This window comes from Tenacibaculum sp. IMCC1, assembly GCF_054906355.1.
On the sequence record NZ_CM142818.1, the window covers coordinates 367,301 to 392,623 of the forward strand.

Annotated in this window: 26 protein-coding genes; 9 read left to right on the forward strand and 17 right to left on the reverse strand. The window is 30.3% G+C overall.

Features of this window, described 5'->3' with window-relative positions:
• Positions 1-13: 13 nt before the first annotated feature.
• The 4 genes from pheT (at position 14) to ACXIHB_RS01765 (ending at position 4,586) form a co-directional block, all read left to right on the forward strand.
• Positions 14-2,440: a phenylalanine--tRNA ligase subunit beta gene (gene pheT, locus ACXIHB_RS01750; protein WP_462098758.1), complete on the forward strand. Its 2,427-nt coding sequence runs from the start codon at positions 14-16 to the stop codon at positions 2,438-2,440.
• Positions 2,441-2,504: 64 nt separating this feature from the next.
• Positions 2,505-3,539, forward strand: a complete 1,035-nt coding sequence (locus ACXIHB_RS01755) for a quinone-dependent dihydroorotate dehydrogenase (protein ID WP_167713919.1) — start codon at positions 2,505-2,507, stop codon at positions 3,537-3,539.
• Between the two features lie 19 nt (positions 3,540-3,558).
• Positions 3,559-3,927 (forward strand): hypothetical protein, encoded by a 369-nt coding sequence (locus ACXIHB_RS01760; protein WP_159495255.1) that lies wholly within the window; start codon positions 3,559-3,561, stop codon positions 3,925-3,927.
• A gap of 44 nt (positions 3,928-3,971) precedes the next feature.
• On the forward strand, positions 3,972-4,586 hold the full coding sequence (locus tag ACXIHB_RS01765; protein ID WP_462098759.1) for a LysE family translocator: 615 nt from the start codon (positions 3,972-3,974) through the stop codon (positions 4,584-4,586).
• Positions 4,587-4,603: 17 nt separating this feature from the next.
• Here ACXIHB_RS01765 and ACXIHB_RS01770 read toward each other — a convergent pair whose 3' ends face one another.
• Positions 4,604-5,290: a tetratricopeptide repeat protein gene (locus ACXIHB_RS01770; RefSeq protein ID WP_462098760.1), complete on the reverse strand. Its 687-nt coding sequence runs from the start codon at positions 5,288-5,290 to the stop codon at positions 4,604-4,606.
• Between the two features lie 230 nt (positions 5,291-5,520).
• On the opposite strand from ACXIHB_RS01770, the gene lon reads away from it, so the two are divergent.
• Entirely contained in the window at positions 5,521-7,977 is a 2,457-nt protein-coding gene (lon, locus tag ACXIHB_RS01775; protein WP_462098761.1) for an endopeptidase La, read from the forward strand.
• 99 nt (positions 7,978-8,076) lie between these two features.
• Here the strand turns inward: lon and ACXIHB_RS01780 are convergent, their stop codons facing one another.
• From ACXIHB_RS01780 to ACXIHB_RS01795, 4 genes are all read right to left on the reverse strand, one after another.
• On the reverse strand, positions 8,077-8,256 hold the full coding sequence (locus ACXIHB_RS01780; RefSeq protein ID WP_047789555.1) for a hypothetical protein: 180 nt from the start codon (positions 8,254-8,256) through the stop codon (positions 8,077-8,079).
• Between the two features lie 21 nt (positions 8,257-8,277).
• Complete coding sequence (locus ACXIHB_RS01785; RefSeq protein WP_281979351.1) at positions 8,278-8,457, reverse strand: hypothetical protein; 180 nt, start codon at positions 8,455-8,457, stop codon at positions 8,278-8,280.
• A 97-nt stretch (positions 8,458-8,554) separates the two neighbouring features.
• On the reverse strand, positions 8,555-8,740 hold the full coding sequence (locus ACXIHB_RS01790) for a hypothetical protein (RefSeq protein WP_253680330.1): 186 nt from the start codon (positions 8,738-8,740) through the stop codon (positions 8,555-8,557).
• A gap of 13 nt (positions 8,741-8,753) precedes the next feature.
• On the reverse strand, positions 8,754-8,930 hold the full coding sequence (locus tag ACXIHB_RS01795; protein WP_159495252.1) for a hypothetical protein: 177 nt from the start codon (positions 8,928-8,930) through the stop codon (positions 8,754-8,756).
• Between the two features lie 486 nt (positions 8,931-9,416).
• On the opposite strand from ACXIHB_RS01795, the gene ACXIHB_RS01800 reads away from it, so the two are divergent.
• Entirely contained in the window at positions 9,417-9,626 is a 210-nt protein-coding gene (locus tag ACXIHB_RS01800; RefSeq protein ID WP_073182855.1) for a hypothetical protein, read from the forward strand.
• Between the two features lie 17 nt (positions 9,627-9,643).
• On the opposite strand, the gene ACXIHB_RS01805 is transcribed toward ACXIHB_RS01800, so the two are convergent.
• A complete protein-coding gene (locus tag ACXIHB_RS01805) occupies positions 9,644-11,347 on the reverse strand; it encodes a helix-turn-helix domain-containing protein (RefSeq protein ID WP_462098762.1) in 1,704 nt (567 codons plus the stop codon).
• A gap of 253 nt (positions 11,348-11,600) precedes the next feature.
• Between ACXIHB_RS01805 and ACXIHB_RS01810 the strand changes: the two genes are divergently transcribed.
• Entirely contained in the window at positions 11,601-12,035 is a 435-nt protein-coding gene (locus ACXIHB_RS01810) for a hypothetical protein (protein ID WP_047789560.1), read from the forward strand.
• A 66-nt stretch (positions 12,036-12,101) separates the two neighbouring features.
• On the opposite strand, the gene ACXIHB_RS01815 is transcribed toward ACXIHB_RS01810, so the two are convergent.
• The 6 genes from ACXIHB_RS01815 to ACXIHB_RS01840 all read right to left on the reverse strand — a co-directional run bounded on the left by ACXIHB_RS01815 (position 12,102) and on the right by ACXIHB_RS01840 (position 18,188).
• A complete protein-coding gene (locus ACXIHB_RS01815; RefSeq protein WP_462098763.1) occupies positions 12,102-14,330 on the reverse strand; it encodes a M1 family metallopeptidase in 2,229 nt (742 codons plus the stop codon).
• 71 nt (positions 14,331-14,401) lie between these two features.
• A complete protein-coding gene (locus ACXIHB_RS01820) occupies positions 14,402-14,893 on the reverse strand; it encodes a DUF6702 family protein (protein WP_073182848.1) in 492 nt (163 codons plus the stop codon).
• A gap of 29 nt (positions 14,894-14,922) precedes the next feature.
• The gene (locus tag ACXIHB_RS01825) at positions 14,923-15,720 is read right to left on the reverse strand and encodes a carboxypeptidase-like regulatory domain-containing protein (protein WP_239179551.1); all 798 of its coding nucleotides are present in this window, start codon (positions 15,718-15,720) and stop codon (positions 14,923-14,925) included.
• Positions 15,721-15,810: 90 nt separating this feature from the next.
• On the reverse strand, positions 15,811-16,590 hold the full coding sequence (locus ACXIHB_RS01830) for a carboxypeptidase-like regulatory domain-containing protein (protein ID WP_462098764.1): 780 nt from the start codon (positions 16,588-16,590) through the stop codon (positions 15,811-15,813).
• Positions 16,591-16,594: 4 nt separating this feature from the next.
• The gene (locus ACXIHB_RS01835; RefSeq protein ID WP_462098765.1) at positions 16,595-17,407 is read right to left on the reverse strand and encodes a carboxypeptidase-like regulatory domain-containing protein; all 813 of its coding nucleotides are present in this window, start codon (positions 17,405-17,407) and stop codon (positions 16,595-16,597) included.
• A gap of 4 nt (positions 17,408-17,411) precedes the next feature.
• Complete coding sequence (locus tag ACXIHB_RS01840) at positions 17,412-18,188, reverse strand: carboxypeptidase-like regulatory domain-containing protein (protein ID WP_239179557.1); 777 nt, start codon at positions 18,186-18,188, stop codon at positions 17,412-17,414.
• Between the two features lie 145 nt (positions 18,189-18,333).
• On the opposite strand from ACXIHB_RS01840, the gene pepE reads away from it, so the two are divergent.
• Complete coding sequence (gene pepE / locus ACXIHB_RS01845) at positions 18,334-19,041, forward strand: dipeptidase PepE (RefSeq protein ID WP_047789567.1); 708 nt, start codon at positions 18,334-18,336, stop codon at positions 19,039-19,041.
• 408 nt (positions 19,042-19,449) lie between these two features.
• Positions 19,450-20,076 carry a JAB domain-containing protein gene (locus tag ACXIHB_RS01850; RefSeq protein WP_462098766.1) on the forward strand — a complete coding sequence of 209 codons (627 nt, stop codon included), beginning with the start codon at positions 19,450-19,452 and terminating at the stop codon, positions 20,074-20,076.
• 144 nt (positions 20,077-20,220) lie between these two features.
• Here ACXIHB_RS01850 and ACXIHB_RS01855 read toward each other — a convergent pair whose 3' ends face one another.
• From ACXIHB_RS01855 to ffh, 5 genes are all read right to left on the reverse strand, one after another.
• Positions 20,221-21,441, reverse strand: a complete 1,221-nt coding sequence (locus ACXIHB_RS01855) for a DNA cytosine methyltransferase (protein WP_239179563.1) — start codon at positions 21,439-21,441, stop codon at positions 20,221-20,223.
• 3 nt (positions 21,442-21,444) lie between these two features.
• On the reverse strand, positions 21,445-22,233 hold the full coding sequence (locus tag ACXIHB_RS01860; RefSeq protein ID WP_239179564.1) for an Eco47II family restriction endonuclease: 789 nt from the start codon (positions 22,231-22,233) through the stop codon (positions 21,445-21,447).
• Between the two features lie 390 nt (positions 22,234-22,623).
• A complete protein-coding gene (locus ACXIHB_RS01865; RefSeq protein WP_047787850.1) occupies positions 22,624-22,803 on the reverse strand; it encodes a hypothetical protein in 180 nt (59 codons plus the stop codon).
• Positions 22,804-22,948: 145 nt separating this feature from the next.
• Positions 22,949-23,833 (reverse strand): bifunctional methylenetetrahydrofolate dehydrogenase/methenyltetrahydrofolate cyclohydrolase FolD, encoded by an 885-nt coding sequence (folD, locus tag ACXIHB_RS01870; protein WP_239179565.1) that lies wholly within the window; start codon positions 23,831-23,833, stop codon positions 22,949-22,951.
• An 88-nt stretch (positions 23,834-23,921) separates the two neighbouring features.
• Positions 23,922-25,250, reverse strand: a complete 1,329-nt coding sequence (gene ffh / locus ACXIHB_RS01875; RefSeq protein WP_073182820.1) for a signal recognition particle protein — start codon at positions 25,248-25,250, stop codon at positions 23,922-23,924.
• Positions 25,251-25,323: the final 73 nt, after the last annotated feature.

Sequence of the window (25,323 nt, forward strand, 5' to 3'; positions counted from 1 at the left end):
TTAGAGATTGATTATGAAGATATCATACAATTGGTTACAACAATTTTTACAGACAGACTGGGAGGCAGAGAAAACAGGTGAGTTATTAACTGATTTAGGTCTTGAAGTTGAAGGAATAGAAACTGTAGAGAGTATTAAAGGAAGCCTAAAAGGGGTAGTTGTAGGAGAAGTTTTAACTTGTGAAAAGCACGCTAATGCAGATAAGTTAAAGGTTACTACTGTTGATTTAGGAAATGGTACCCCTGTACAAATTGTATGTGGAGCACCAAATGTCGCGGCAGGACAAAAAGTTCCTGTGGCTACTGTTGGTACCATGTTGTATGATGAAAAAGGAGAAGGTTTTAAAATTAAAAAAGGAAAGATAAGAGGAGAAGAGAGTCATGGAATGATTTGTGCCGAAGACGAATTAGGTTTAGGACAAAGTCATGATGGTATTATGATCTTAGATGAGAATTTAGTTCCAGGTACTCCTTGTTCAGAAGTTTTTAATATTGAAACAGACTATGTTTTTGAAATTGGGTTAACACCAAACCGAGCAGATGCCATGAGTCATTACGGTGTTGCACGCGATTTAAGAGCTGGATTAATTCAGCAAGGAACTAATATTGAGTTAATATCTCCTTCTGTTTCTGATTTTCATGTTGATGAGCGTACTCATAAAATTGATATTGAAATTGAAGATAAAGATTTAGCACCTCGCTATTGTGGTATAACCATTACTGATGTTGAAGTAAAAGAATCACCAGAATGGATTCAAAACAGATTAAAAGCAATTGGGTTAACTCCAAAAAATAATATTGTAGATATTACTAACTATGTATTGCATGAGTTAGGACAACCACTACACGCTTTTGATGCTTCTAAAATTAGAGGAGGCAAAGTAGTAGTGAAAACTTTAGAAGAAGGTACTAAGTTTACTACGTTAGATGATGTAGAAAGAGAGTTATCATCTGAGGATATTATGATTTGTGATGCAGATGATAATCCATTATGTATTGGAGGTGTATTTGGAGGAGCACAATCAGGAGTTACAGAGCATACAACATCTATTTTCTTAGAGAGTGCTTATTTTAATCCTGTATCTGTTCGAAAAACAGCAAAACGTCATGGGTTAAATACAGATGCTTCTTTCCGTTTTGAGAGAGGTATTGACATCAACACAACAAAATATGCTTTAAAACGTGCTGCTTTATTAATTGAAGAATATGCAGGAGGAAAAATGTCTTCTGATATTTTAGATTTTTATCCTGTAAAGGTGGAAGATTTTGAAGTGTTTTTATCGTTTGAAAATGCGTATAAATTAATAGGTCAAGAAATACCTAAGGAAACGATTAAAAAGATTTTAGCTTCATTAGATATTAAAATTAATAGTGTTACTGAAGCTGGTTTAGGATTGGTAGTACCATCGTATCGTGTAGATGTACAACGTGAAGCAGATATTATAGAGGAAATCTTACGTGTTTACGGATATAATAATGTAGAGTTTTCTCATAAATTAAATACGTCTATTTCTTTTGATAGTGATAAAGAAGTTAAAATAGAGAATATTGTTGCTGACCAGTTAACATCGTTAGGGTTTAATGAAACCATGGCAAATTCGTTAACAAAGGCAGACTATATTGAGTTATCTGAGAACTTAAACGCTGATTTTAACGTTGAAATGTTGAATCCGTTAAGTAACGACTTAAAAGTAATGCGTCAATCGTTACTATTTAGTGGTTTAGAATCTGTAGCGTACAATATTAACAGAAAGAACAATTCATTAAAGTTTTACGAGTTTGGTAAGACGTATCATAAATATGAAAGCGGATACCAAGAAGACAAGCATTTAACATTATTTGTTACTGGTAATAGAACACAAGATAGCTGGAAGGTAGCTACACAGACATCAGATTTCTTTTATGTTAAAGGGATTGTAACAGCTTTATTAAGTCGTTTAGGAATTGATAAATTAAAAACCACTCCAACAAAATCAGATGTGTTTTCTGAAGGAATTACGTTAAGTTTAGGAAAAACTAAGTTAGTAGAGTTAGGAGTTGTTAAAAGAGCGATTTTAAAAGAGTTTTCAATAAAACAAGAGGTTTTATTTGCAGACTTTAACTGGCAGAATATTTTAGATTTAGTAGGCAAGAAAAAAATAAAAGTAGCCGATTTACCTAAGTTTCCAGCTGTAAAGCGTGATTTAGCCTTGTTATTGGATAATAAAGTTGAATTCAAAGAAATTTATAACTTAGCATTCCAATCAGAAAGAAAGCTTTTAAAAGAAGTAGATTTGTTTGATGTGTATGAAGGAGACAAATTACCAGAAGGTAAAAAGTCGTATGCAGTAAGTTTTGTATTACAAGATGAAAACAAAACGTTGGCAGATAGACAAATAGATAAAATAATGCAGAAACTACAGCAAACATTCGAAAAGAATTTAGATGCTGTATTACGATAATTCAGAAGCTCCATTTTTGGAGCTTTTTTTATATTTAACAAAGAACAATACTTAAAATAAACTAATGTATAAATTACTGATTCGCCCAATTTTTTTCCTTTTTGATCCTGAAAAGATTCACCACTTTACATTTTCACTCGTAAAGTTTCTATCTAAAATACCAGGAATGTCTTCTATTTTTAGAGGAATGTATCAAGTAAACGATAAAAAGTTAGAACGTAATTTATTCGGATTAACGTTTAAAAATCCTGTAGGGTTAGCAGCAGGATTTGATAAAAATGCAGTACTGTATAATGAGTTGGCTAATTTTGGTTTTGGTTTTGTTGAAATTGGTACGGTTACACCAAAAGGTCAAGAAGGAAACCCGAAAAAACGTTTATTCCGTTTAAAAGATGATAAAGGAATTATCAACCGAATGGGTTTTAATAATGAAGGTTTAGAAGCAGCGATTGAGCAATTAAAAAAGAACAAAGGAAAAATAATTATTGGAGGAAACATTGGTAAGAACACGAATACAGCCCCTGAAAATTATACGGAAGACTATGTAGCGTGTTTTAAAGGGTTACACCCGTATGTAGATTATTTTGTATTGAATGTAAGCTGCCCGAATGTATCTAGCCATGCAAAATTAGAAGATGCTGATTATTTAAAAGAACTCATTACTGAAGTTCAAAAATTGAATAATGCAGAAGCACAACAAAAACCAATCTTATTAAAAATAGCTCCAGACTTAAACAATCAACAATTAGATGAAATTATTGAGTTAGTTGCTGAAACTAAAATTGATGGAGTTATAGCATCAAATACATCGGTAAATAGAGATAATTTAAAAGCTTCTAAAGAACGTTTACAAGAAATAGGTAATGGAGGTGTAAGCGGACAACCAGTTAAAGATAGAAGTACCAAAGTAATTCAATACTTAACGGATAACTCTAATAGAGCGTTTCCAATTATAGGAGTAGGAGGTATCCATTCTGAAAAAGATGCTTTAGAAAAGCTAAAAGCAGGAGCAGACTTAGTGCAGATTTATACAGGTTTTATTTACGAAGGACCAAGCTTGGTAAAAAGAATCAATAAGGCTATTTTAGCTGAAAGTTAATAGAAATAAATAAAGCTGAATGGGGTTTCTAAACAAAATATTTGGTTCAAATAAAAAAGAAAATATAAATAGAGTACAAGAAATTGAGCATGCTGTGATAATTCATTTTGACTATGGAATTCAAGGAATGGACGAATTATATAAATTAAAAAATAAACTGGAGTTAGTTATAAATAAAAACCAATTAGGTGAATATGATGGACATGAAATGGCAACTGATTTTAGTGATGGTTTTCTTTATATGTACGGTTCTAATGCTGAATCTCTTTTTAAAGGAATCAAAGAAACATTAGAGGAAACTCATTTTATGAAAGGAGCAAAAGCAAAGTTGAGATTTGGTCCTCCTGAAGATGGAGTTAAGGAGATAATAGTAGAGATAGGCTCGTGAATTCTATTAAAAATATAAGTACATATCTTTCTTTAAAATAATTTATGCTAGAAACCCTCATATCTTTTGTATTTGCTACGGCTACTTTAGCTATTTCACCAGGTCCTGATAATATTTTTGTCTTAACACAAAGTATTGTTAATGGTAAAAAATATGGATTAGCTACGGTTACTGGTTTAATGACAGGATGTATAATTCATACAACTTTGGTGGCTTTTGGCGTATCGGAAATCATCAAACAGAATCCGAATTTTTTTTTTATCATCAAGCTGTTTGGAGCAGGATATTTACTGTATTTAGCCTATCAGGTGTATAAAAGTGATGCTGAAATTGCCTTTTCTACAGAGAATGTTCAGAAAAAATCAACAATGCAGTTATTCAAAACAGGTTTTTGGATGAATGTATTAAACCCGAAGGTTACAATCTTCTTTTTGGCATTCTTCCCGCAGTTTTTGTTTTCTGACAGCTTGTCAAACGTACTCCAGTTTTATGTATTAGGAGGATTATTCATTTTAACATCTTTTTTAATATTTTCTTCCATTGCTATTTTGGCAGGAAAAATTTCTAATTACATTAAACGGCACAAAAAGTTGGGAATATATTTAAAATGGGCGCAAATTGTAGTTTTTATAGGTATAGCGATGTTAATTTTACTTTAAAAAACTTTCAAGATTATTTATTCCTCTTTCTTTAAAGTAAGTTTTTCTAAAGCACGTTTAGAACTTCTATTTTCAGGATTAATGGTTAAAGCTTTTTTATAGTATTCAATAGCCTTCGCTGTATCTTTCATTCTGGTATAAGCATCAGCGGTACTATCATAAGTATTTGAGCTGTTAGGATACAATTCAATATTAATTTTAAAAACATTAAGGGCATTTTCAAACTCATCTTTTCTAAGATATTGATATCCTAACCTATTTATATTTCGTTCTCTGATTACAGGATTTAAACTGTCTTTTTCTTTTATAGCTTTGTAACCTTTTAAAGCAGCTTCAAAGTTACCTTCTGCTAAATGTTCGCTGGGAGTTTTTTCTCCTTTTTTTAGTTTTTTAAAGACATACTTTTCACCTTCATGCTCACGCTTTTCAGCTAACCCTATCATATTCTTAGAAGTATTAAAAATTAGTTTTTCATTTAACTCTCTAACGTAAAAAGAAGAATCATTCACTTTTAAAGGTTCTAAGTTTTGATTACGCCATTTTATAAGTAATTTATTGTCATTATTAAAAGTAACTTCTATAATTTCATCAGCATTAAAATAATAGCGTCCTGCTGCTTTTTCAATAAACTCAGAAGAGTTTGTTTTTGAGGTACAGTTAATTAGTAATAAAAGTAATGATAGAGTTAAAATGTTAAATTTCATTTTTGGTTAGTTTTATGTTGAAATAAGATGTTAGTAAGACGATTTAGAACCAAATAAGTTACAAATTAAATTATTTATAGCTTTCGTTGGCATAAGAATTGAAATATAGATAACGAGATAGATAAGAGTTTTAGTTTATTCTTTTGTTTATCAGTAGATTAAGGTTTTTAAAAAGTGGTTTTTTTTCAATAAAAGAGTGATAAGTGCCACTATGACAGAATAAATAAGATATGAGTAAATCAAAAATATTACATTTAGACAATTTGTCGCTTCAAGATGTTTTTAATGAGGATTCAGAGTTAATTCCATTATTAACACCAGAAGATGAAGAGTTAATAAATCAAGAAAGTATTCCTGAAGAATTACCAATTCTTCCTCTACGTAATACAGTGTTATTTCCAGGAGTTGTAATTCCAATTACGGCAGGTAGAGATAAGTCTATTCAGTTAATTAAAGATGCCAACAAGGGAGATAAAGTTGTAGGTGTTGTAGCACAAAAAGATAGTGAAGTTGAAGATCCAGGAATTGATGATATTTATCAAACAGGTGTAGTGGCACAAATTTTACGTGTATTAAAAATGCCTGATGGTAATACAACTGTAATTATCCAAGGTAAAAAGCGTTTTGAAATAGAGGAAATTACGCAAGAAGTTCCTTATTTAAAAGCAAAAGTAAAAGAAGCTGTAGATGAGCGAGAAATTGATGATCAAAAAGAGTTTGATGCAATTATCGATTCGATTAAAGACTTAGCATTAGAGGTAATTAAAGAAAATCCTATGCTACCTTCTGAAGCATCTTTTGCGATAAAAAATATTCAATCCAATTCATTTTTGGTGAATTTTATTTCGTCAAACATGGAATTAAGTGTATCACAAAAGCAGGTATTACTTGAGAAAGACAATTTAAAAGAACGTGCATTATTAACGTTAAAGAATTTAGATAAAGAGCTTCAAAAGTTACAATTACGTAACGATATTCAATCTAAAACACGTTCTGACTTAGATAAACAACAACGTGAATACTATTTAAATCAACAATTAAAAACCATTCAAGATGAATTAGGAGGTGTTTCTCACGAGCAAGAGCTAGATGAAATGCGTACTAAGGCTAAGTCTAAAAAATGGAATAAAGAGGTTGGAGAAACTTTTGAGAAAGAGTTAGGGCGTTTAAGACGTATGAACCCTCAAATGGCAGAATATGGTGTACAGCGTAACTACTTAGAGTTAATGTTAGAGTTACCTTGGGGAGAGTATTCAAAAGATAAATTTGATTTAAAAAGAGCTCAAAAAATTTTAGATAGAGATCATTTTGGGTTAGAGAAAGTTAAAGAGCGTATTTTAGAGCATTTAGCGGTTTTAAAATTACGTGGTGATATGAAATCGCCAATTATTTGTTTATACGGACCTCCAGGAGTAGGTAAAACATCGTTAGGTAAATCGGTAGCTGAAGCATTAGGACGCAAGTACGTACGTATGTCTTTAGGAGGTTTACGTGATGAAGCTGAAATTAGAGGACACCGTAAAACCTATATTGGAGCAATGCCTGGTCGTTTAATCCAAAATATTAAAAAGGCAGGAACTTCAAATCCTGTATTTGTGTTAGATGAAATAGATAAGTTAAGTCAAAGTCATCAAGGAGATCCTTCTTCAGCAATGTTAGAAGTATTAGACCCAGAACAAAACACAGCTTTTTATGATAATTATTTAGAAGTAGGATATGATCTTTCTAAAGTATTATTTATAGCAACAGCTAATAACATTAATCAAATTCCATGGGCATTACGTGATCGTATGGAAATTATTAACGTAACAGGGTATACTATTGAAGAGAAGGTAGAAATAGCTAAAAAATACTTGTTCCCAAAGCAATTAAAAGAGCACGGATTATCAAAAGAACATTTAACAGTAGGTAAAAAGCAGATAGAGAAAATAGTTGAAGGATATACTAGAGAGTCTGGAGTCCGTGGTTTAGAAAAACAAGTAGCAAAAGTAGTTCGCTTTGCCGCTAAGTCTATTGCGATGGAAGAGGAGTATAATGTTGTTTTGACAAATGAAGATATAGAAACTATTTTAGGACCTGCACGTTTAGAACGTGATAAGTACGAGAATAACGATGTTGCAGGTGTTGTTACTGGGTTAGCTTGGACAAGCGTTGGAGGAGATATTTTATTTATAGAATCTATTATTTCTAAAGGAAAAGGAAATCTTTCAATAACAGGTAACTTAGGTACTGTAATGAAAGAGTCTTCAACAATAGCAATGAAATATATAAAATCTAATGCTGAGGAATTTGGAATTAATCCTGAAGTATTAGATAAGTATGATGTACACATTCACGTGCCTGAAGGAGCTACCCCTAAAGACGGTCCAAGTGCAGGTATCACGATGTTAACTTCTTTAGTTTCTGTATTTACACAGCGTAAGGTGAAAAATAAATTAGCCATGACTGGAGAGATTACGCTACGCGGAAAGGTACTTCCAGTTGGTGGAATTAAAGAAAAAATATTAGCAGCAAAACGAGCAAATATTAAAGAAATTATTTTGTGTGCTGATAATAAAAAGGATATAGAAGAAATAAAAGAGAGCTACTTAAAAGGGTTAACATTTCATTATGTAACCGACATGAGTGAGGTAATTGATATAGCACTTACCAAGCAAAAAGTAAAAAAAGCTAAGAAACTTTTATAATATTAGAAAAACTAAACAAACAGCCAATATAGTTCTATTGGCTGTTTTTTAAGTAGAGTTTTACTTAAGAAACTTCATGAATATACATTGCTTTGTTACTTAAAAGTTAGGTTCACGGTCATAGTGTTTATCATATACACACCAACATATAATATAAGGCTCTTTTCCTCTACATGTCCATACTCCATCTCCAGGACATTTTATAGGTGTACCTCCTAAAATTTGTTTTTGCGCTGTTTTATTGATAACAGTACCTAAGTTTGAAATTTTTGTTTTCATAATTATATTTTTAATTAATTACTAATAGTTAGGTTCAAGAAAATTCTTCTTATCATATTCACACCAACACATAATATAAGGCTCTTTTCCTCTACATTTCAATACTCCATCTCCAGGACATTTTGCAGGTGTACCTCCTAAAATTTGTTTTTGCGCTGCTTTATTAATAACAGTACCTAAATTTAAAATTTTTGTTTTCATAATTATTAATTTGTTATTGAGTTAAGTACTTGTTTTAAATTGTAAAACATAAGTAATTGTTGTAAAGTTTTTAACTTTATTAAATTGTTTACAACGGTTATATTATCTCCATCAGCTCTTTTGAATTATCTACAAATTCTAGCTTACAATAACAATGAGTTTTTCTTGGAGTACAATAATAAAAATAACCTATAGGACACCTCATAGGAGATTCACCTCCTAAAATTTGTTTTTGCGCTGTTTTATTAATAACAGTACCTAAATTTAAAATTTTTGTTTTCATAATTATTAATTTGTTACTCAGGTCTAAGTACTTCGTGTGCTTTATAATAACACTTACAATCAATATAAGGCTCTTTTCCTCTACATCCCCATACTCCATCTCCAGGGCATTTTTTAGGTGTACCTCCTAAAATTTGTTTTTGTGCTGTTTTATTAATAACAGTACCTAAGTTTAAAACTTTTGTTTTCATAATTAATTAGTTTTGGTTATTGATAATTTTTAGTGGTCAAAGTCTACAGGTAATTCTTCAACATATTCTGGTTCACACCAACATCTTATCCAATTACATTTTAAATAAGTTCCTCTAGGGCAAACAATTTGTCCACCATTAATAGTTCTTTGTTCTGATTTATTCAGAACGTTTCCTAATTTAGAAATTGATTTTAACATGATTAATTAATTCGAGTTATCCCTACTCTATTAAATGCTTTTCGGGGGACGCATTAAAACAAGCTTGATTTTTAACAAATATTAAACATTGTTAGCTACAAAAGAAGTGAAAACAGGTACTATTTATGAAAACAGGAGGTACTATTTAAAAATAATGACATTGTTATTGTTGATTTAAGTTGTTGTTTTGTAGTGTTTTGTGTGTTTTGTTTTTTGGTGAGTTTGATAAAAACAAAAACAATAGATTAAAAAATTAACTTTACATATAACTTAAAAATTAAAACTTATGAAATGTTTATCTATTGAGATGTTAGCAAAGTATAAATTAACACTAGAGGAAAAAACAAAGATTTTAGCAGGAGATCCAGTTAAGGCGAATTATGAAAAAATAGATTTTGGCGGACCAGATACAGATGGAGAAGAAGACTGTTTTGTTTTACCACCAAGTGCAGAAAAAGATAAATGCTACGATCGTAAAAATAATTTTAAGGTTTAAAATAATTACAAAAAACATTATAACTCCTTATTAATTTTCTCTATAAATTGATAAGGAGTTATACCTATATATTTTTTAAAAATTCGAGTAAAAGACTTCGCATTTTTATATCCAGCAATTTCTCCAATAGCTTGTGTTGTATAAGACCTCACTTTCTTATCATTACTCAATATTCCAATAATGTAATTAATACGTAACTCATTCGTATAATCATTAAAGCTCATTTTTTTATAATCTTTAATGATTTTTGATAGGTAAGTAGTATTGGTTCCTATTTTTTTAGCTGCATTATATAAATTATACTCTTCTTTTAAAAAGTACTTTTTTTCCTCTATTTTTAATAAGCCACTAATAATTTGTTGATGTTGTTCGTCTTTTATTTTTAATGGATTAGGTAAAGAAAAGGGTTTTTCAGTTAGGTCTTCTTTTTTTGAAATTTTATTTAATAGTTCACTTAACTTTTTCTTTGCTTTCTTTTTTTCTTTAGCGTTTTTAAATACTAAAAAAGAGATAACTATTACTGTAGATATTAATCCTATAACTATAATTTCATAATAAAAATTCTTTTTGTTACTATCCTCTTTTAACTTTTTAATTTTTTTATCAAAATCAACTTTAATTGCTTCTTTAAACTGTTTTTTATCTCTTAATGAAACTTTTGAATGATTATTTACATATGTGTTTAAATAATAATTGGCAGAGTCTACTTTATTTTGATAAGTATAAATTTGTGAAAGGTATCCATTCATTTTTATATAATTATCATCTAAAATGGTGTCTTTTTTTATTTTAAGAGCAGTTAAAAAGTTATGTTTAGCCTTTTCGAATTTATTTAAATTATAATAGTTTAGACCATTGTTGTAGTATCCTTTGTATAAATAAGACTGTGACTTGCTTTTTTCGAATAACGCTAAACTTTTTTCAAGAAAAGAACTAGCTTTAGAGTATTCTTCTTTTAAAGTATAAATAGTCCCTTTTCCATAATAAACTTTGCCGGTATAATAGCTATTAAGATTAAACTCTTTTGTTTTTAGTATCAAATTATAGTAATGTAAAGAAGAGTCTGCATACTGCTGTTTTTCTCTATTTTTTTTATATAAAGTAGCGTAAATAGCAGCAACATTAAACATTCTTTTATATTTGCTACTATAATACTTGTTTGAAAGGGATTCTTTATTAGCTTCTATAAGGTCAAGAGTTTCTTTTGCTTTATTAAGAGCTTTATCAAGCTCTCCCATGTCTTGATAAATAAGTGCGATGTTCCCTTTTATTTTAATAATTCGCTCAATATCTTTGGCTAACAAAGCGTAATTTTCGGCTGTAATATAATTTTGTAAAGCTGGTTTAATTAACTTTCTTCTTTTATTAGAGTTGCCTAAGAGAATATGAATATCAAACAGTAAAGGAAAATTTTTATTTACTCTTACTATTTTAGGAAGATATTTATTAATACTATCTTTAAAAGAAGTGTTTATAGATTGTTTTTCTCTTACTTTTAAATATTCTATAGCAGCATATCCAAAAGTTTTATAAGCAGTATTATTACTTAGTAGAAGCTTGTTCATATAGTATAAAGAACTATCAACACCAATTTCTTTATTTAAATAGAACTTTTTTTTAATTTTTATCAAGTCACTTTCGTTATACTTCTCTATTTCTTGAGAAAAAGAAAGAGTACAATTAAAAATTACTAAGAAGAGAAATAAAATTTGCTTTAACATAATTTTTTTGAAGGGTTAGAGGAAAATTAATAGTAGTTGCAAAATAAAAATAATTTAACAAGAAAGCTATTTCTTCTATTCTATTTTTGATTTACAGTAAGTTAGTTTATTTCTAAAAAAATGTTATGAGAACATAATAAGATAATATGTAAATAAAAAGAGAAAATACTTTTTATAAATAAAAAGCGTTGTTGTTTTAGTTATATTTAAAAAATTTTTAAAAAGTAATATAAAACTTAAACCCTTAAATTTCATGAAAAAACTTTTTTTATTAGCAGGTCTTTTATTTTCTGTAGCCTCGTATTCTCAGATTGAATTTATTGAAACTACTAAAACAGAAATAGTAGGAAAAATAGAGTACGTTTATTTAGAGAAAATAGGAGATAAAGCTTACAACTTTTACTATAAGAATATAAATGATCCTATTCATGAATATGTTCATTTTTCATTTAAAAACTTAGATAATGATGTAGAAAAATTACATCAAATAATTGTAAAAGGCTTTGAAGAAAACCCTAGAGATCCTTATAAAATTAAAGCAAATGGAGATGTAATCTGGTTAAAATATACTAAAGTTGATGGAGTAGTAATGTTACAAATTCAACAGTATGTAAGTAGAGATCCAGATATTATGACAGTTTCTAAGTTACTTACATATGAAGAAGTAAATAAGTTATTTAGCAAATAGTTAAAATAACAGCAATAAAAAAGCAGCCCATAGGCTGCTTTTTTGTTAGGTTTAAATAAAACTATATTAGTTTTTAGCTTTCTTTTTAAAAGCATCAAACTTATTTGTTGTTTGTTTAGGCCAACTGTTATTTGAAGTATCAATATCGGCAGTTTCTAAATCAGGATCTACAACAATACTTTTAATTTCTTGAGTAGATGTAAATACTCTTTTTACTTTATGCTCATTTTTTTTCCAAATTTGAGCAGGGAAAGTTTGGCGTTTTTTAGAACCATCTGCATACGTTAATTCCACAATAATAGGCATTACTAAACCACCTGGTTTTTCAAACTCAACTTGATAAATATAATTAGGTATACTTTTTAAATTAGCTTTCTTGTCTGAAGGTAAGCTATTAATATATGCTTCTATTTCAGATTTATCAGCATCTTCTTTTTTAGTAGTTAAGTAAACTAACTTACCTAATTGCGCAAAATAAGAAGGATATTGCTGTTGTAACTTCTTACTTTCTTCATTTGGCTTATTGGTTAAATATAAAGGCTTAACCTCTTTAATTCCAATATCAGTATAATCAGTGGTGTAGAACCAACCTCTCCAAAACCAGTCTAAGTCCATACCAGAAGCATCTTCCATTGTTCTAAAGAAATCGGCAGGGGTAGGGTGCTTAAACATCCATCTTTTAGAGTATGTTCTAAAAGCATAGTCAAATAACTCAGGTCCCATAATTGTTTGACGCAACATGTATAAACCAGCAGCTGGTTTTGTGTAAGCATTAGGTCCGAAATTATGTACATAATCACCTTGAGACATGATAGGGCTTAACCTATCTTGATCTAAACTCATGTAACGAACAATATCTTTAGGTAAGTTACCAGTGTTAAAGTTTGGATCGTAGTCTAATTCAGCTAAAATTTCAACAAATGAATTTAAGCCTTCATCCATCCAAGTCCACTGACGTTCGTCAGAGTTCACAATCATAGGGAAGAAGTTATGACCAACTTCATGAGTAATTACTCCAATCATTCCGTTTTTAACTCTATCAGAATAGGTTCCATCAGGATTTGGGCGTCCGTAGTTAAAACAAATCATAGGATACTCCATTCCTTGACGCTTAGCGTGTACTGATACAGCTTTAGAATATGGATAGTCAAAAGTCATTTTAGAATACTCTTCTAATGTATTAGCAACAACACGAGTAGAGTGCTCTTCCCATAGCGGGTTTCCTTCTTTTGGGTATAAAGATAATGCCATAACGGTTTTACCATTAATATCTACAGCCATAGCATCCCAAATATATTTTCTTGATGAAGCAAAAGCAAAATCACGTACTTTATTTGCCTTAAAGTGCCAAGTTTTAGTTTTAGTAGTTCCTTGCTTTTCGTTTTCTTCAGCTTCTTTTTGAGTAACAATAAACACTGGGTCTTTAAAAGACTTTCTAGCTTTTTCAAGACGTTTACGTTGTTCTCTACTTAATACCTCTTTTTCGTTTTGTAGTTCACCTGTAGCCTCTAAAATATGATCGGCAGGAACAGTAATTTTTACATCGTAATCACCAAATTCTAAAGCCCATTCACTACGCCCCCAAAATTGCATGTTTTGCCATCCTTCAACATTGTTGTACACACATAATCTTGGGAAAAATTGAGCAATAGTATAGTTTTTATTTCCGTCAGGAAAAGATTCAAAACCAGAACGACCACCGTCTTCAACAGAGTTGTTAATTAAGTAGTTCCACTTAATTTTGAATTTAAAAATCTCACCAGGAGCCAATGGCTTAGGCAAGTTAATACGCATCATTGTGCGATTAATAGTATGAGATAAATCTCTACCATCAGCATATTTTACGGCTTCAATATTAAAACCAAATGCTTTTGGTTTATCCATATTGTCACTCACAAATTTATCAGGAGTTTGAAAACTTCTTGCTGCATTAGATTCTGCCAAGGGAGATTTAGAATCTGGAGCTCGCATATTTTGATCTAACTGTAACCATAAATACTCTAAATGATCTTTAGAGTTGTTGTGGTAAGTAATATCTTCATCTCCGTACAATCTATCTGTAACTTCATCTAAGCGTAAGTTCATTACATAATCAACTTTTTGTTGTGTGTATGCATGACCAGGTGCTCCTGATGCTGTACGTTGATCGTTAGGAGTAGCTAATACATCTTTTAATTGTCGAAATTTGTTTTGGTCGGTATGACCTTGTTGACGTTCTTTTTTAGGTGCTTCTTGGGCAAATAAAGAAGCTGATACAAAGAGCGCTGAAAATAATAGCGTAGAATATTTTCTCATTATATGCTTGTTAGTTTTTGAATAAATAAGCGGAAAGTTAATGAAATCTTATTACTAAAAAAGAAGCTTTATTAAAAATTTAACAAACCTTTATCATTATTGCTTGATAAAAACAAACTTTTGCGCTCCTTTTTAACAGTTGCTTTAATAAGGTTTTGTTGATCAGGGAAATGCTCAACTAAAACATTGTTTTCTATTTTTATTGATTTTGGCAATGAAACATTTTCTATCTCTAAATAAAAGTAAACAATATTACCATCGTATTCCTTACCTATAAACTTGTAGTTTTTTTCTTCATTGTTAATAATAACTTTAAAATGAGTTTTTAAGTATTTGTAATAGTATTCATTAATAGATGTTAATTCGTTTTTAGTGGCAATTTGTAGGTTGGTATTGTAATCTTTATTTATGGCGAGCTCAATATCATCCATAAAAACATTCATAATCATTTGTACGCTTTGAGTATCTTCTCTGTATTCAATTTCAGTTAACGCAACATAGTATTTATGCAGAGTGAATGATAGTAAGGGAAGGACTAATAAGAGAACAAAAAGTTTTTTCATGGTTAATAAAGGTCAATTATTGCGCCAAATTAATCTTTTCCAATAAGTTTGAGGTATCCTGTATGTTCTTTTCTAAATATTTTAATAACTTTTAACACTTCACGGTTTTGATATAGTTTTTCTATTCCTAACGGATTACAATATTCTAAAAAGTGATAATATTTATCAACCGGAATTTTAAGTTCAACAAAAAAGAAGTCTTCTCCTAATTCATTAAGTAATTTAGCAGGCATATTTTCTTTAAAAGCTAATTCTTTACGAAGTTTTATTAGTTTTTCTGAGTTTTTTACAGGAAACGTGTTGGTAGTACCCATTCCTTCAAAAGCTTTTGTAGGGTCAATATTTACCACATTAGGTTTTACGTGTTTACTTATATAATCGTCTGAATGGTAATTACTGTAATTAACATTTGAAAAGTCGGTAGCTTTACTTGCTATTTCTAAGTTTTTATCACGCTTTACCTTTCTAAGGTCTTTGGCAAGTTCACCTGATAATTCGTTGTTTCTTAGTAAAACTTCATCTAGTTCATAATCTTGTTTTTCAAGAGTAGTTCTTTTTCTGTAGGTATTAAAGTCGGCTTTAGTTAGTTTTTCATAAATGGTTTTATAACCTATACTACTATATCTAATAGAATCTGTAGGTCTAGCAAAAAGTCTGTATTCTCCATTTTCGTTAGAAAACGTGGCTTGGTTTGTTGAAAAGTTAACAATATGAGCATTTTCTAGCACACCATTTTCATCATAAACAATTCCAAAAAGTGTTTTTCGTTCTTCTTGAGAGAATACGAATTGTGATAAAAATAATAAGGCTATTAGAACTTTCTTCATGGTACTTTATTAGGTTAGATTAGTATACACCTAAAGGTACGAAATATTTTAAGAAAGCGTAACCAATAACAACGAAATAGGGAAGAGGTTTTAATTGTATTTTTTAGGGTTAAGTTTTTTAAATTCGTCTGATTTCTTTTGCAAAAATGTAATCATTGCTACTTCATTATTTAAATAAAGAGTATTGAAGTCATCGGAAGATTCAGTAAAATAAATAAACCTGTCAATATCTTCTTTTAGTATGTTTAGTTCGTGTTGAATGAGTATGTAGTAATTACTACGTATGTTTTCTATTCTTTTTTCTTTGTCTTCAATAGCCTTAAGTTTTTTTAATTTTTTTAATCTTCCAGACATCCAATTTAACAATAGGTCTACAGGTATTATTCCTCCATAACTTGTTGTAGCAGTATGTAGCCTTCTTTCAGCAGGGGTAAGTATTCTAGAACCGGCAAAGGGTAGGTTTAATGTTTCAGCATTTATTACTTTTTCAGATTTTATATGTTTTGAATCAGAAGAAATATGCCCGAGTAAATTATGTTTTTTTATCGCTACTTCATCCAGTTCAATAGGTACTTTTTTTAGTAGGATATTATTTTCTTGCATTCCGAAGTGATTAACATCTACCACAATTTTTTTAGTTTCATAACCTACGAACGTAATTTGTATAGTATCATTTGCTTTGGCAAAAATTCTAAACTCACCATTATCGTTAGTAAAAGTTCCTTGTTTAGTGTTAAGGTTTATAACATGTGCGTTAGGAACAGTACTTACTTCATCTTGTATGATAGCGTAAAAGAATTTTCTACTTTCTTGTGCTGTAGCTTTTATTATAAAAAACAGACAAATAATTGAAGGGAGTATATTTTTCATGTGTTTAGTTATTAATTACTTTTAAATAGCTCTTACTTTCTTGTTGTAAGATAGCAATGACTTTTAAAAGCTGTTGTTCTTTATATAGTTTTTCTATATCTAGTGGATTGCAATACTCTAAAAAATGAAGATACTTGTCTTTAGGTATGTTAAGCTCTTTAAAAAAGAAAGACTCTCCAAATGCTGAGAGGAGCATTTTAGGAAAACTTTCCTTAAACTGTATTGTTTTTCGGGTTCTTTTTAGTTGTTCAGAATAATTATCTTTCCCTAAACTAATTGCGCCTCCAACACCAGCAAATTTAGCAGTAGGGTCAGTTACTTTTCTCATATTAGGAACCCCCATTTTATCAATCTCATCAATAGGCATAATAATAGGATCTTGAAAATTAATCATAGAAAAATCAATAGCTTTTTTAGCTTTTTCCATACCAATATCTTTAGGTGTTTGTTTAGTATCTATAGCAAGTGAACCTATTAAGTTGTGTTTTTTTACTTCCACTTCATCCAATTCAAAAGGAACTTTAACTAGGGTAATTTTATTTTCTTGTATTCCAAAATGAATATGGGTAAGCTTAATTTTTTGGGTTTCGTATCCTACAAAAGATATTTGTAAAGTATCGTTAGGTTTTGCTAAAATTCTAAATTTACCAAAGTCGGTACTAAATGTACCTTGTTGGGTATTTAGGTTGATAATATGAGCGTTGGGTATAGCACCAAGTTCATCATTTAAAGTTCCGTAAACGAATTTTCGTTTTTGTTGAGCCGTAGCTCCTAAAGTAATTAGTAGTAAAAGTGTTATGGGTAGTTGTTTAATCATGCAATTATTTTTTGGTAACTCTTATATTTTCATTTTCTAGTAGGTAAGGGGATGATTTACTATTTTCAATTAAAACAGCCGTAAGTTCTAAAACCTTGTCTTTATTATATAGGTTTATAATTCCTTTAGAAATACAGGCTTGTAAAAACTGATTGATGTTTTCTTTCTTTATTTTTAGTTGACGTATAAAAAAGCCATCTGTAAAGTGTTTTCTAATTTTTTCAATATTTCTATCTTCAACAGTAATCTTTTTTAATTGTTTTTTTCGTTTGTTTGTTCCGTTAAGTGCATTTATAAGTCCCGTTACACTAATAGCTAAGCCCGATTCTACCTTTACTGTTTTTTCATCTTTTGGTTGTATAACATTGGCATAAGGTAGTTTTAAGGTTTTAGCATTTACAACAGGGGCGTTGTTAAGAATGTCGGGATCAATTTCTAAAATACTTCTTTGCTTTTCAAGCACAACCTCATCTAACATGTGCGTTTTACTATCAACAAAAATTACAATGTTTTTAGCTTTAATATGCTCTTTGGTAAGGGTAACCTCTTTATACTCTAAGTTAAGATGAGAAATAAGTAAAACGTTGTTTTCAGAAGCTAAAATTTCAAAACGTCCGTTTTCATTAGAAACAGCACCAAGCGTTAGTTTTTTATTAATAATATGTACATCTTGGGTAGCAATACTATCTATAAACACAGTACCCGTAATAATTTTAGGAGTGTTTTGAGCAGTTATAGCACAGGTAGTTATGGTAAAAAGAACAAGTAACAATTTTCTCATATCACAAATAAACTACCTACTTGTCTTAAAAATGTTTTAAGGACATGGTAAATTTTTGTTAATTTGAAGTATATAAAGCATAATTAAAGATTGATTTTGAGGAGTTAAAACTCATACTAATTAAACTTAAATAGATAGTAAACAAATGAAAAAACTACTTATAGCAAGCACATCTACCGTTCATGGTAGTGGATACCTAGCATATATTTTACCAACCTTAACTAACTTTTTTAAAGAAGCCTCTACCATATTATTTATACCGTATGCACGTGCAAGCGGAAAAACCTACGATGAATATACCTCTGTAGCTCGTAAGGCTTTTGCTACTATTGATAAAAAAGTTGTAGGTATCCATGAGTTTGATAATCCGAAGGAAGCTGTTCAGCAAGCGGAGGCTATTTTTACAGGAGGAGGTAATACGTTTGAATTGGTAAATCAACTATATAAAAACGATATACTTTCTGATTTAACTACAGCGGTTGAAAACGGAACTCCGTATTTAGGTACCAGTGCAGGAAGTAATATTTGTGGAGTAACGATGATGAATACGAACGATATGCCTATTGTGTATCCACCAAGTTTTAAAACCTTAGGGTTTATTCCGTTTAATATCAACGCACATTATTTAGACCCAAATCCAGATTCTACGCACATGGGTGAAACGCGTGAAACACGCATTAAAGAATATCATGTATTTAATGAAACACCAGTGCTAGGGTTACGTGAAGGTAGCTGGCTAGAGGTTAACGGAGATTCAATTATATTAAGAGGAACTTACACCGCACGTTTATTTAAACAAGGAAAGGAAGCTGAGGAGTTAGCCACAAATACAGAGGTTAGCCAGTATTTTTAACCTCTTAAAAGAAATACTTTATAGTTAAAAAGATTTTTTATAAGCTATTTTTATTGTTACTGTGGCATACTATAAGAAAACAACCATTTAAAGCCTGATAAGTTAAGAAACGAACTTGTTGGGCTTATTTATTATCAAGACTTTTCCATTAGGCACCAAATGTCACTTCTACTAAGCACTAAATGTCTTTCGTATTAGGTACGAAAAGACATTTCCATTATACATATCAAGCTTAATAGTACTTTATAAATTGAAATTTAAATAAACAGTGTCTCCTTATAATTCAGGTTTAATAGGTAACAAATGTTGTTTTAAGCTATAAAAAATGAAAGAACAACGTATGCTAAAAAAAACTACTTTCTATAAAAACTATATAAGCTATCTTTGAAAAAATCCTATTTTTACGATATGGACATAAAATTGACAGAACAAGAGAAGATAAAAATCTTAAATTCCGATGATATCTACGGAATAATGCAAAAAATATTACTTCGTGAAAGTAAGATAGACCAAAACCGTGAACACTTTTGGGTAATTGGTTTAGCTAACAACAACCGTATTCTTTTTATTGAGTTAATAAGCTTAGGTACTATTAATGCTACTTTGGTAGAACCCATGGAAGTTTTTAGTCTTGCATTGCAAAAAAGAGCTGTAAAAATAATATTATGTCATAATCACCCAAGTGGTGAGTTAACTCCGTCAGAAAATGACAAAAACCTAACAGATAGGTTAATACAAGTAGGTATTATAGTAAATACACATGTAATAGATCATTTAATTATTTCTGATAAAAGTTATTTGAGTTTTGCTGATGTTGGGCTTTTACAAGAGTTAGCAAAAAGCACCAAATATGTTCCTAAATATGTACTGGAACAGCGTCTTAAAAAAGAGGCTTCAGAAATTGCTGAAAAGAATAAAGCAATTGAAATTGCCAAGTCCTTAAAGAGAAAAGGTGTTGATACTGATACCATAGCAGACTCCACAGGTCTTACCATTGAAGAGGTAAAGAAGTTGCGTGTTAGGAGGGGGAAGTAGTGTGAAGTGTGTTGTATAAGAATAGTAGCAGATTTAAAGTACTAACTTTTCGGTTTTTATTATAATTAACCTTTACCTCATTATTCTTTTTTAAGTACTTAAACTGCTATTTTCTGTATACGTTATTACAGTTGTATGTAGTTTTTATTCTATTTTATTTAAAAAGTCAACTACACTTAATCCTAATGCATAAGCAAGATTTACAGGAACAGCATTTCCAATCTGTTTATATTGTTGTCCTTTTGCTCCTTGAAATTTCCAATTATCTGGGAAGGTTTGGATTCTTGCACTTTCTCTAATGGTTAAAGGTCTTGTTTCTATTGGATGACATCTTTCAGTTTGTTTCATTGCTGGTGAACAAACTAATGTTAAGGATGGTTTTTTCATTGATAACCTTCTTGCTAAACCAGTTTTACCACCACCTAAAAAATAGCTTCCTCCCATATATTCCCTTTGAAGTTCATCAGATAAATCTCTCCAATAACCGCCTTCAGGAACCTCTTCCATAATTTCACGTTTTCTTTGAGGATAAACAACACCTTCACTTTTTGGAACTTTTCTATTGTATAGTTCACCTTTTTTAAAAGCGTCTGCAACTGTCAAAACTTTAGGGTATTTCTCGGGGAATTTAAACTTTTCAAGATTATGAGCTAAATCATTTCTAACTCCAACAAGTATTAATCTTTCTCTTTTTTGAGGTACTTTATAATACATTGCTTTTAATATTCTTGGTTCAATTAAAGTGTAACCAATATCTTTGATTGATTGTTTTATTACTTCAATCGTTTTTCCTTTGTCATGTTTTAAAAGCCCTTTAACATTTTCTCCTATAAAAATTTTAGGTTGTACTTCATTAATACACCTTGCAAAGTCAAAGAATAAAGTTCCTCTTGTATCTTCAAACCCAAGTTTTTTCCCCGCACTTGAAAATGCTTGACAAGGGAAACCACCTGTAACGATGTCAATTTTACCTTTATATTCTGAAAAATTTAAATTTTGGATATCATCCTCAATTACATTCCATTTTGGACGATTATATCGTAAAGTTTTACAAGCATTTTTTTCAAACTCATTAAGTAAAACATGTTCGATTCCCGCTTTTTCCATTCCTAATGCCATACCGCCAGCACCTGCAAATAATTCAATTGAAGTATAGCTTTTATTAGGTTTTATTTTAATGAAATTATCCCAGTCCGAATTAAAAATCTCATTGGCTATTTCAAATTTATAAAGATTTTTTTTATCGTAATATTTGACACCGTTTAGTTTGGAAGGATATAATTTACCATTATTTGCCCAAGAGTTAAGACGGCTTAATGGAACGTCTAATAAATTACTTACTTCATATTCATCCAATAATTCCATAGTTTAAAATTTAAATTTATTGAACCCTTCATACTTTTTGAATGATAGAAGATAGATACTAGTTAATAAATCAGATGATAAATTCTTTAATTCTTTAAAAACAGTATTTTTCTTATTCCTTGATTTTAAATCATCAACAACATCTTTGATTACTGTTGGTAGAATGTAACAAAGTTTTTGAAAAGCAAATTTATCTTTTGTAACAATCTCATAAAATTTATCAATAGAAACTCTTCTAATACTTTCATTTGTCGGTTGTTTTACCTTGTCTAATGTTACTACCCAAGGAATATTTTGACTGTTTTTAGCAATTATCTCCACTAAAAAACATTTAGCATCTCTGTCTTGTAGTATGGTATTTTGAAAACGCATATAAGTTTTTGCACTTGAGGAAGAATTCATAGTGTTGTGTTTATTCTTCATTTCTACAAAAATTTTTTCTTTTTTGTTTTCTATATCATAACCTTGACTAGGGACATCCCAATCATCTGAAAAATATTCAAATATATTTTGATGAAAATACCCAATAAGATTTGAATTTGTCTTATCTAATTGTCTTAAAACTTCATTTTCAATTGTATCCTCATAACTTTGTTCATAAACAATAGAGTCAAATGTTAGCTTAATTGGGTCTATTAAATTTTTATTGAATTTTTTTAAATCCATTTCAAAACTATATGCTTGGACTGTTTTTGAAACGTGTTTGTATAAATCTTTATCAGATATGAATTGTAAGTTATATTCGCTCATTTCTATTTTCTTCTTGAATACAAATCTACTTATAAAACTCATTAGTTTTTAATACAAATTTGTTTTTTCAAAGGGATGTTACTTATTTATATATATACTTTTAATATTCTAAAACAACCTAAAAGAAGTATGAGTATACTTTTTACATTTTTTGGTGTTTTAGTGTTGGCTAATATAGTAAGAAAGATAATTAACGATGAAGAGTTTGTGTATTAAAATGTTGACCTAAAATAAGAGGTAATTTGGTTATTACTAGTAGTTACATAAGTACACTACCGCGTTTGTGTTCGTATAAGCTTCGTGCAAAACTAATTGATAGTTCTTAGTATACAACAATTTATAGTAAATAACCTAAAAATCACTTCCATTATGTAAATAAATAACATATCTAACAAACATTTATACTATCAAATTTAGGAGTTTTAATATGTATTAAGTACTTGTTATTTTGTAAATCATTTGTCCAATAGATTCTCCAAAGTTATACATAAGTGCAACACCTATTAAAACTATATAAATCCAAATAAAAAGTTTTTTTCTGTTTGTTTTCTTTTCTCCTTTAATAGATAAAAAAGCTGCTATAACTAATAGTAATATGTAATAATAATCCATGTTTAAAATAATTTAGTTTTAATAATTAGTATGGAATAAATTGTTATTATTACAATTATTACTGTTTTTGTTGTTTAACACGAGTTTATATAACAAAAAAGACCGCCCTCAGGCAGTCTTTTCAATTATATATAAAGTTGTTTTATTAAGCTTTTTCTTGTCTACGTTCGCAAGCTAATAAAGTGTTTTTTAATAGCATTGCAATCGTCATAGGACCTACACCACCCGGTACGGGTGTAATGTGCGATGCTTTTTCTGCTACTTCGTTGAAAGCAACATCACCTACTAATCTAAATCCTCTTTTCTTAGAAGGATCAGCAACACGAGTAATTCCTACATCAATAATTACTACATCGTCTTTTACCATGTCACCTTTTAAAAACTCAGGAATACCAATAGCAGCTATAATAATATCTGCTCTTTTAGTAACCTCTTTTAAGTTTTTTGTTCTACTATGTGTTAAAGTAACCGTTGCATTTCCTACTTTTCTTTTTTGAGATAGTAAAATACTCATTGGGCTTCCTACAATATGACTACGACCAATAACTACTACATCTTTACCCGAGGTTTCAATATTATAACGGTCTAACAATTCTAAAATTCCGAAAGGAGTTGCAGAAATATACGTAGGTAAGTTTAGAGCTAACTTACCAACATTCATAGGGTGGAAACCGTCTACATCTTTATCAGGGTTTATAGCCATTAATACCTTTTGTTCGTCAATATGATCGGGTAGGGGTAGTTGTACTATAAAACCATCAATATCATTATCTATATTTAAAATAGCAATTTCGTTTAATAGTTCTTCTTCAGTAGTATCTTCAGGAAGACGAAGTAAAGTAGATTCAAAACCTACACGTTCGCATGCCTTTACTTTTGCATTTACATAGGTTAAACTTGCTCCGTCATTACCTACGATAATCGCTGCTAAATGCGGTGTTTTTTTATCGTTTGCTTTTAATGCTGCTACTTCTAAAGCAATTTCTTCTTTAATGTCTGCTGATGTCTTTTTACCGTCTAGTAAAATCATTTGTGTGTGTTGTTGTGTGTTATTCAGTGTGTTGTTGTTAATCAAAAAAGAAAAAAGAGAAGTCGACAAAACTTCTCTTTTTTTTATATTATCTCATGCCTTTCATCATTTGCATCATTTTTCTTCCGCCACCACCTTGCATCATCTTCATCATTTTGCTCATTTGGTCGAATTGCTTCATCAACTGGTTAACTTCTTGTACCGAAGTTCCGGAACCTTTGGCAATTCGTTTTTTACGACTCGCATTTATAACAGAAGGCGTACTTCTTTCTTCAGGAGTCATAGAGTGTATAATAGCTTCAATTCCTTTAAAAGCATCGTCGTCAATATCAACATCTTTTAAAGCCTTACCAGCACCAGGAATCATACCTACTAAATCTTTCATGCTACCCATCTTTTTGATTTGATTGATTTGATTTAAGAAATCATCAAAACCAAACTGATTTTTAGCAATCTTCTTTTGTAATTTTCTAGCTTCTTCTTCATCGTATTGTTCTTGGGCACGCTCTACTAACGAAACAACGTCTCCCATTCCTAAAATACGATCAGCCATACGACTAGGGTGGAATACATCAATTGCATCCATTTTTTCACCCGTACCTATAAATTTAATAGGCTTGTCTACTACCGATTTAATAGATAAAGCAGCTCCACCACGAGTATCACCATCTAACTTAGTTAAAACAACTCCGTCAAAATTTAATACATCATTAAAGGCTTTGGCAGTATTTACAGCATCTTGCCCTGTCATAGAGTCTACCACAAATAAAGTTTCTTGTGGGCTTACAGCTTTGTGAATGTTAGAAATTTCTGTCATCATTTCTTCATCAACAGCTAAACGACCCGCGGTATCAATAATCACCACGTTTTTACCGTTTGCTTTTGCATGCTTAATAGCATTTTGAGAAATTTCTACAGGATTTTGATTTCCTTCCTCAGCGTATACTTCAACACCTATCTGCTCTCCAACAACACGTAACTGGTTAATTGCGGCAGGACGATATACGTCACATCCTACTAATAAAACTTGTTTAGTTTTCTTAGTTTTAAGATAGTTAGCTAGCTTACCTGAAAAGGTTGTTTTACCCGAACCTTGTAAACCAGACATTAAAATTACAGTAGGTGAACCACCTAAGTTAATACCAACGGTATCACCACCCATTAATTCGGTTAATTCATCCTTAACTAATTTTACCATTAGTTGCCCAGGGTTTAACGTTGTTAATACGTCTTGACCTAAGGCTTTTTCTTTTACTGTTTTGGTAAAATTCTTAGCTATTTTAAAGTTAACATCGGCATCTAATAAAGCTCTACGAACTTCTTTTAAAGTTTCTGCAACGTTAACTTCGGTAATTTTTCCGTGTCCTTTCAGCGTATGTAACGCCTTATCTAACTTTTCGCTTAAATTATTAAACATGTATCGGCTTCATTTTTTAGAGGCACAAATTTAGTTATTAGTTGTTAGTTTTTAGCAATTTGTTAGTAGATTT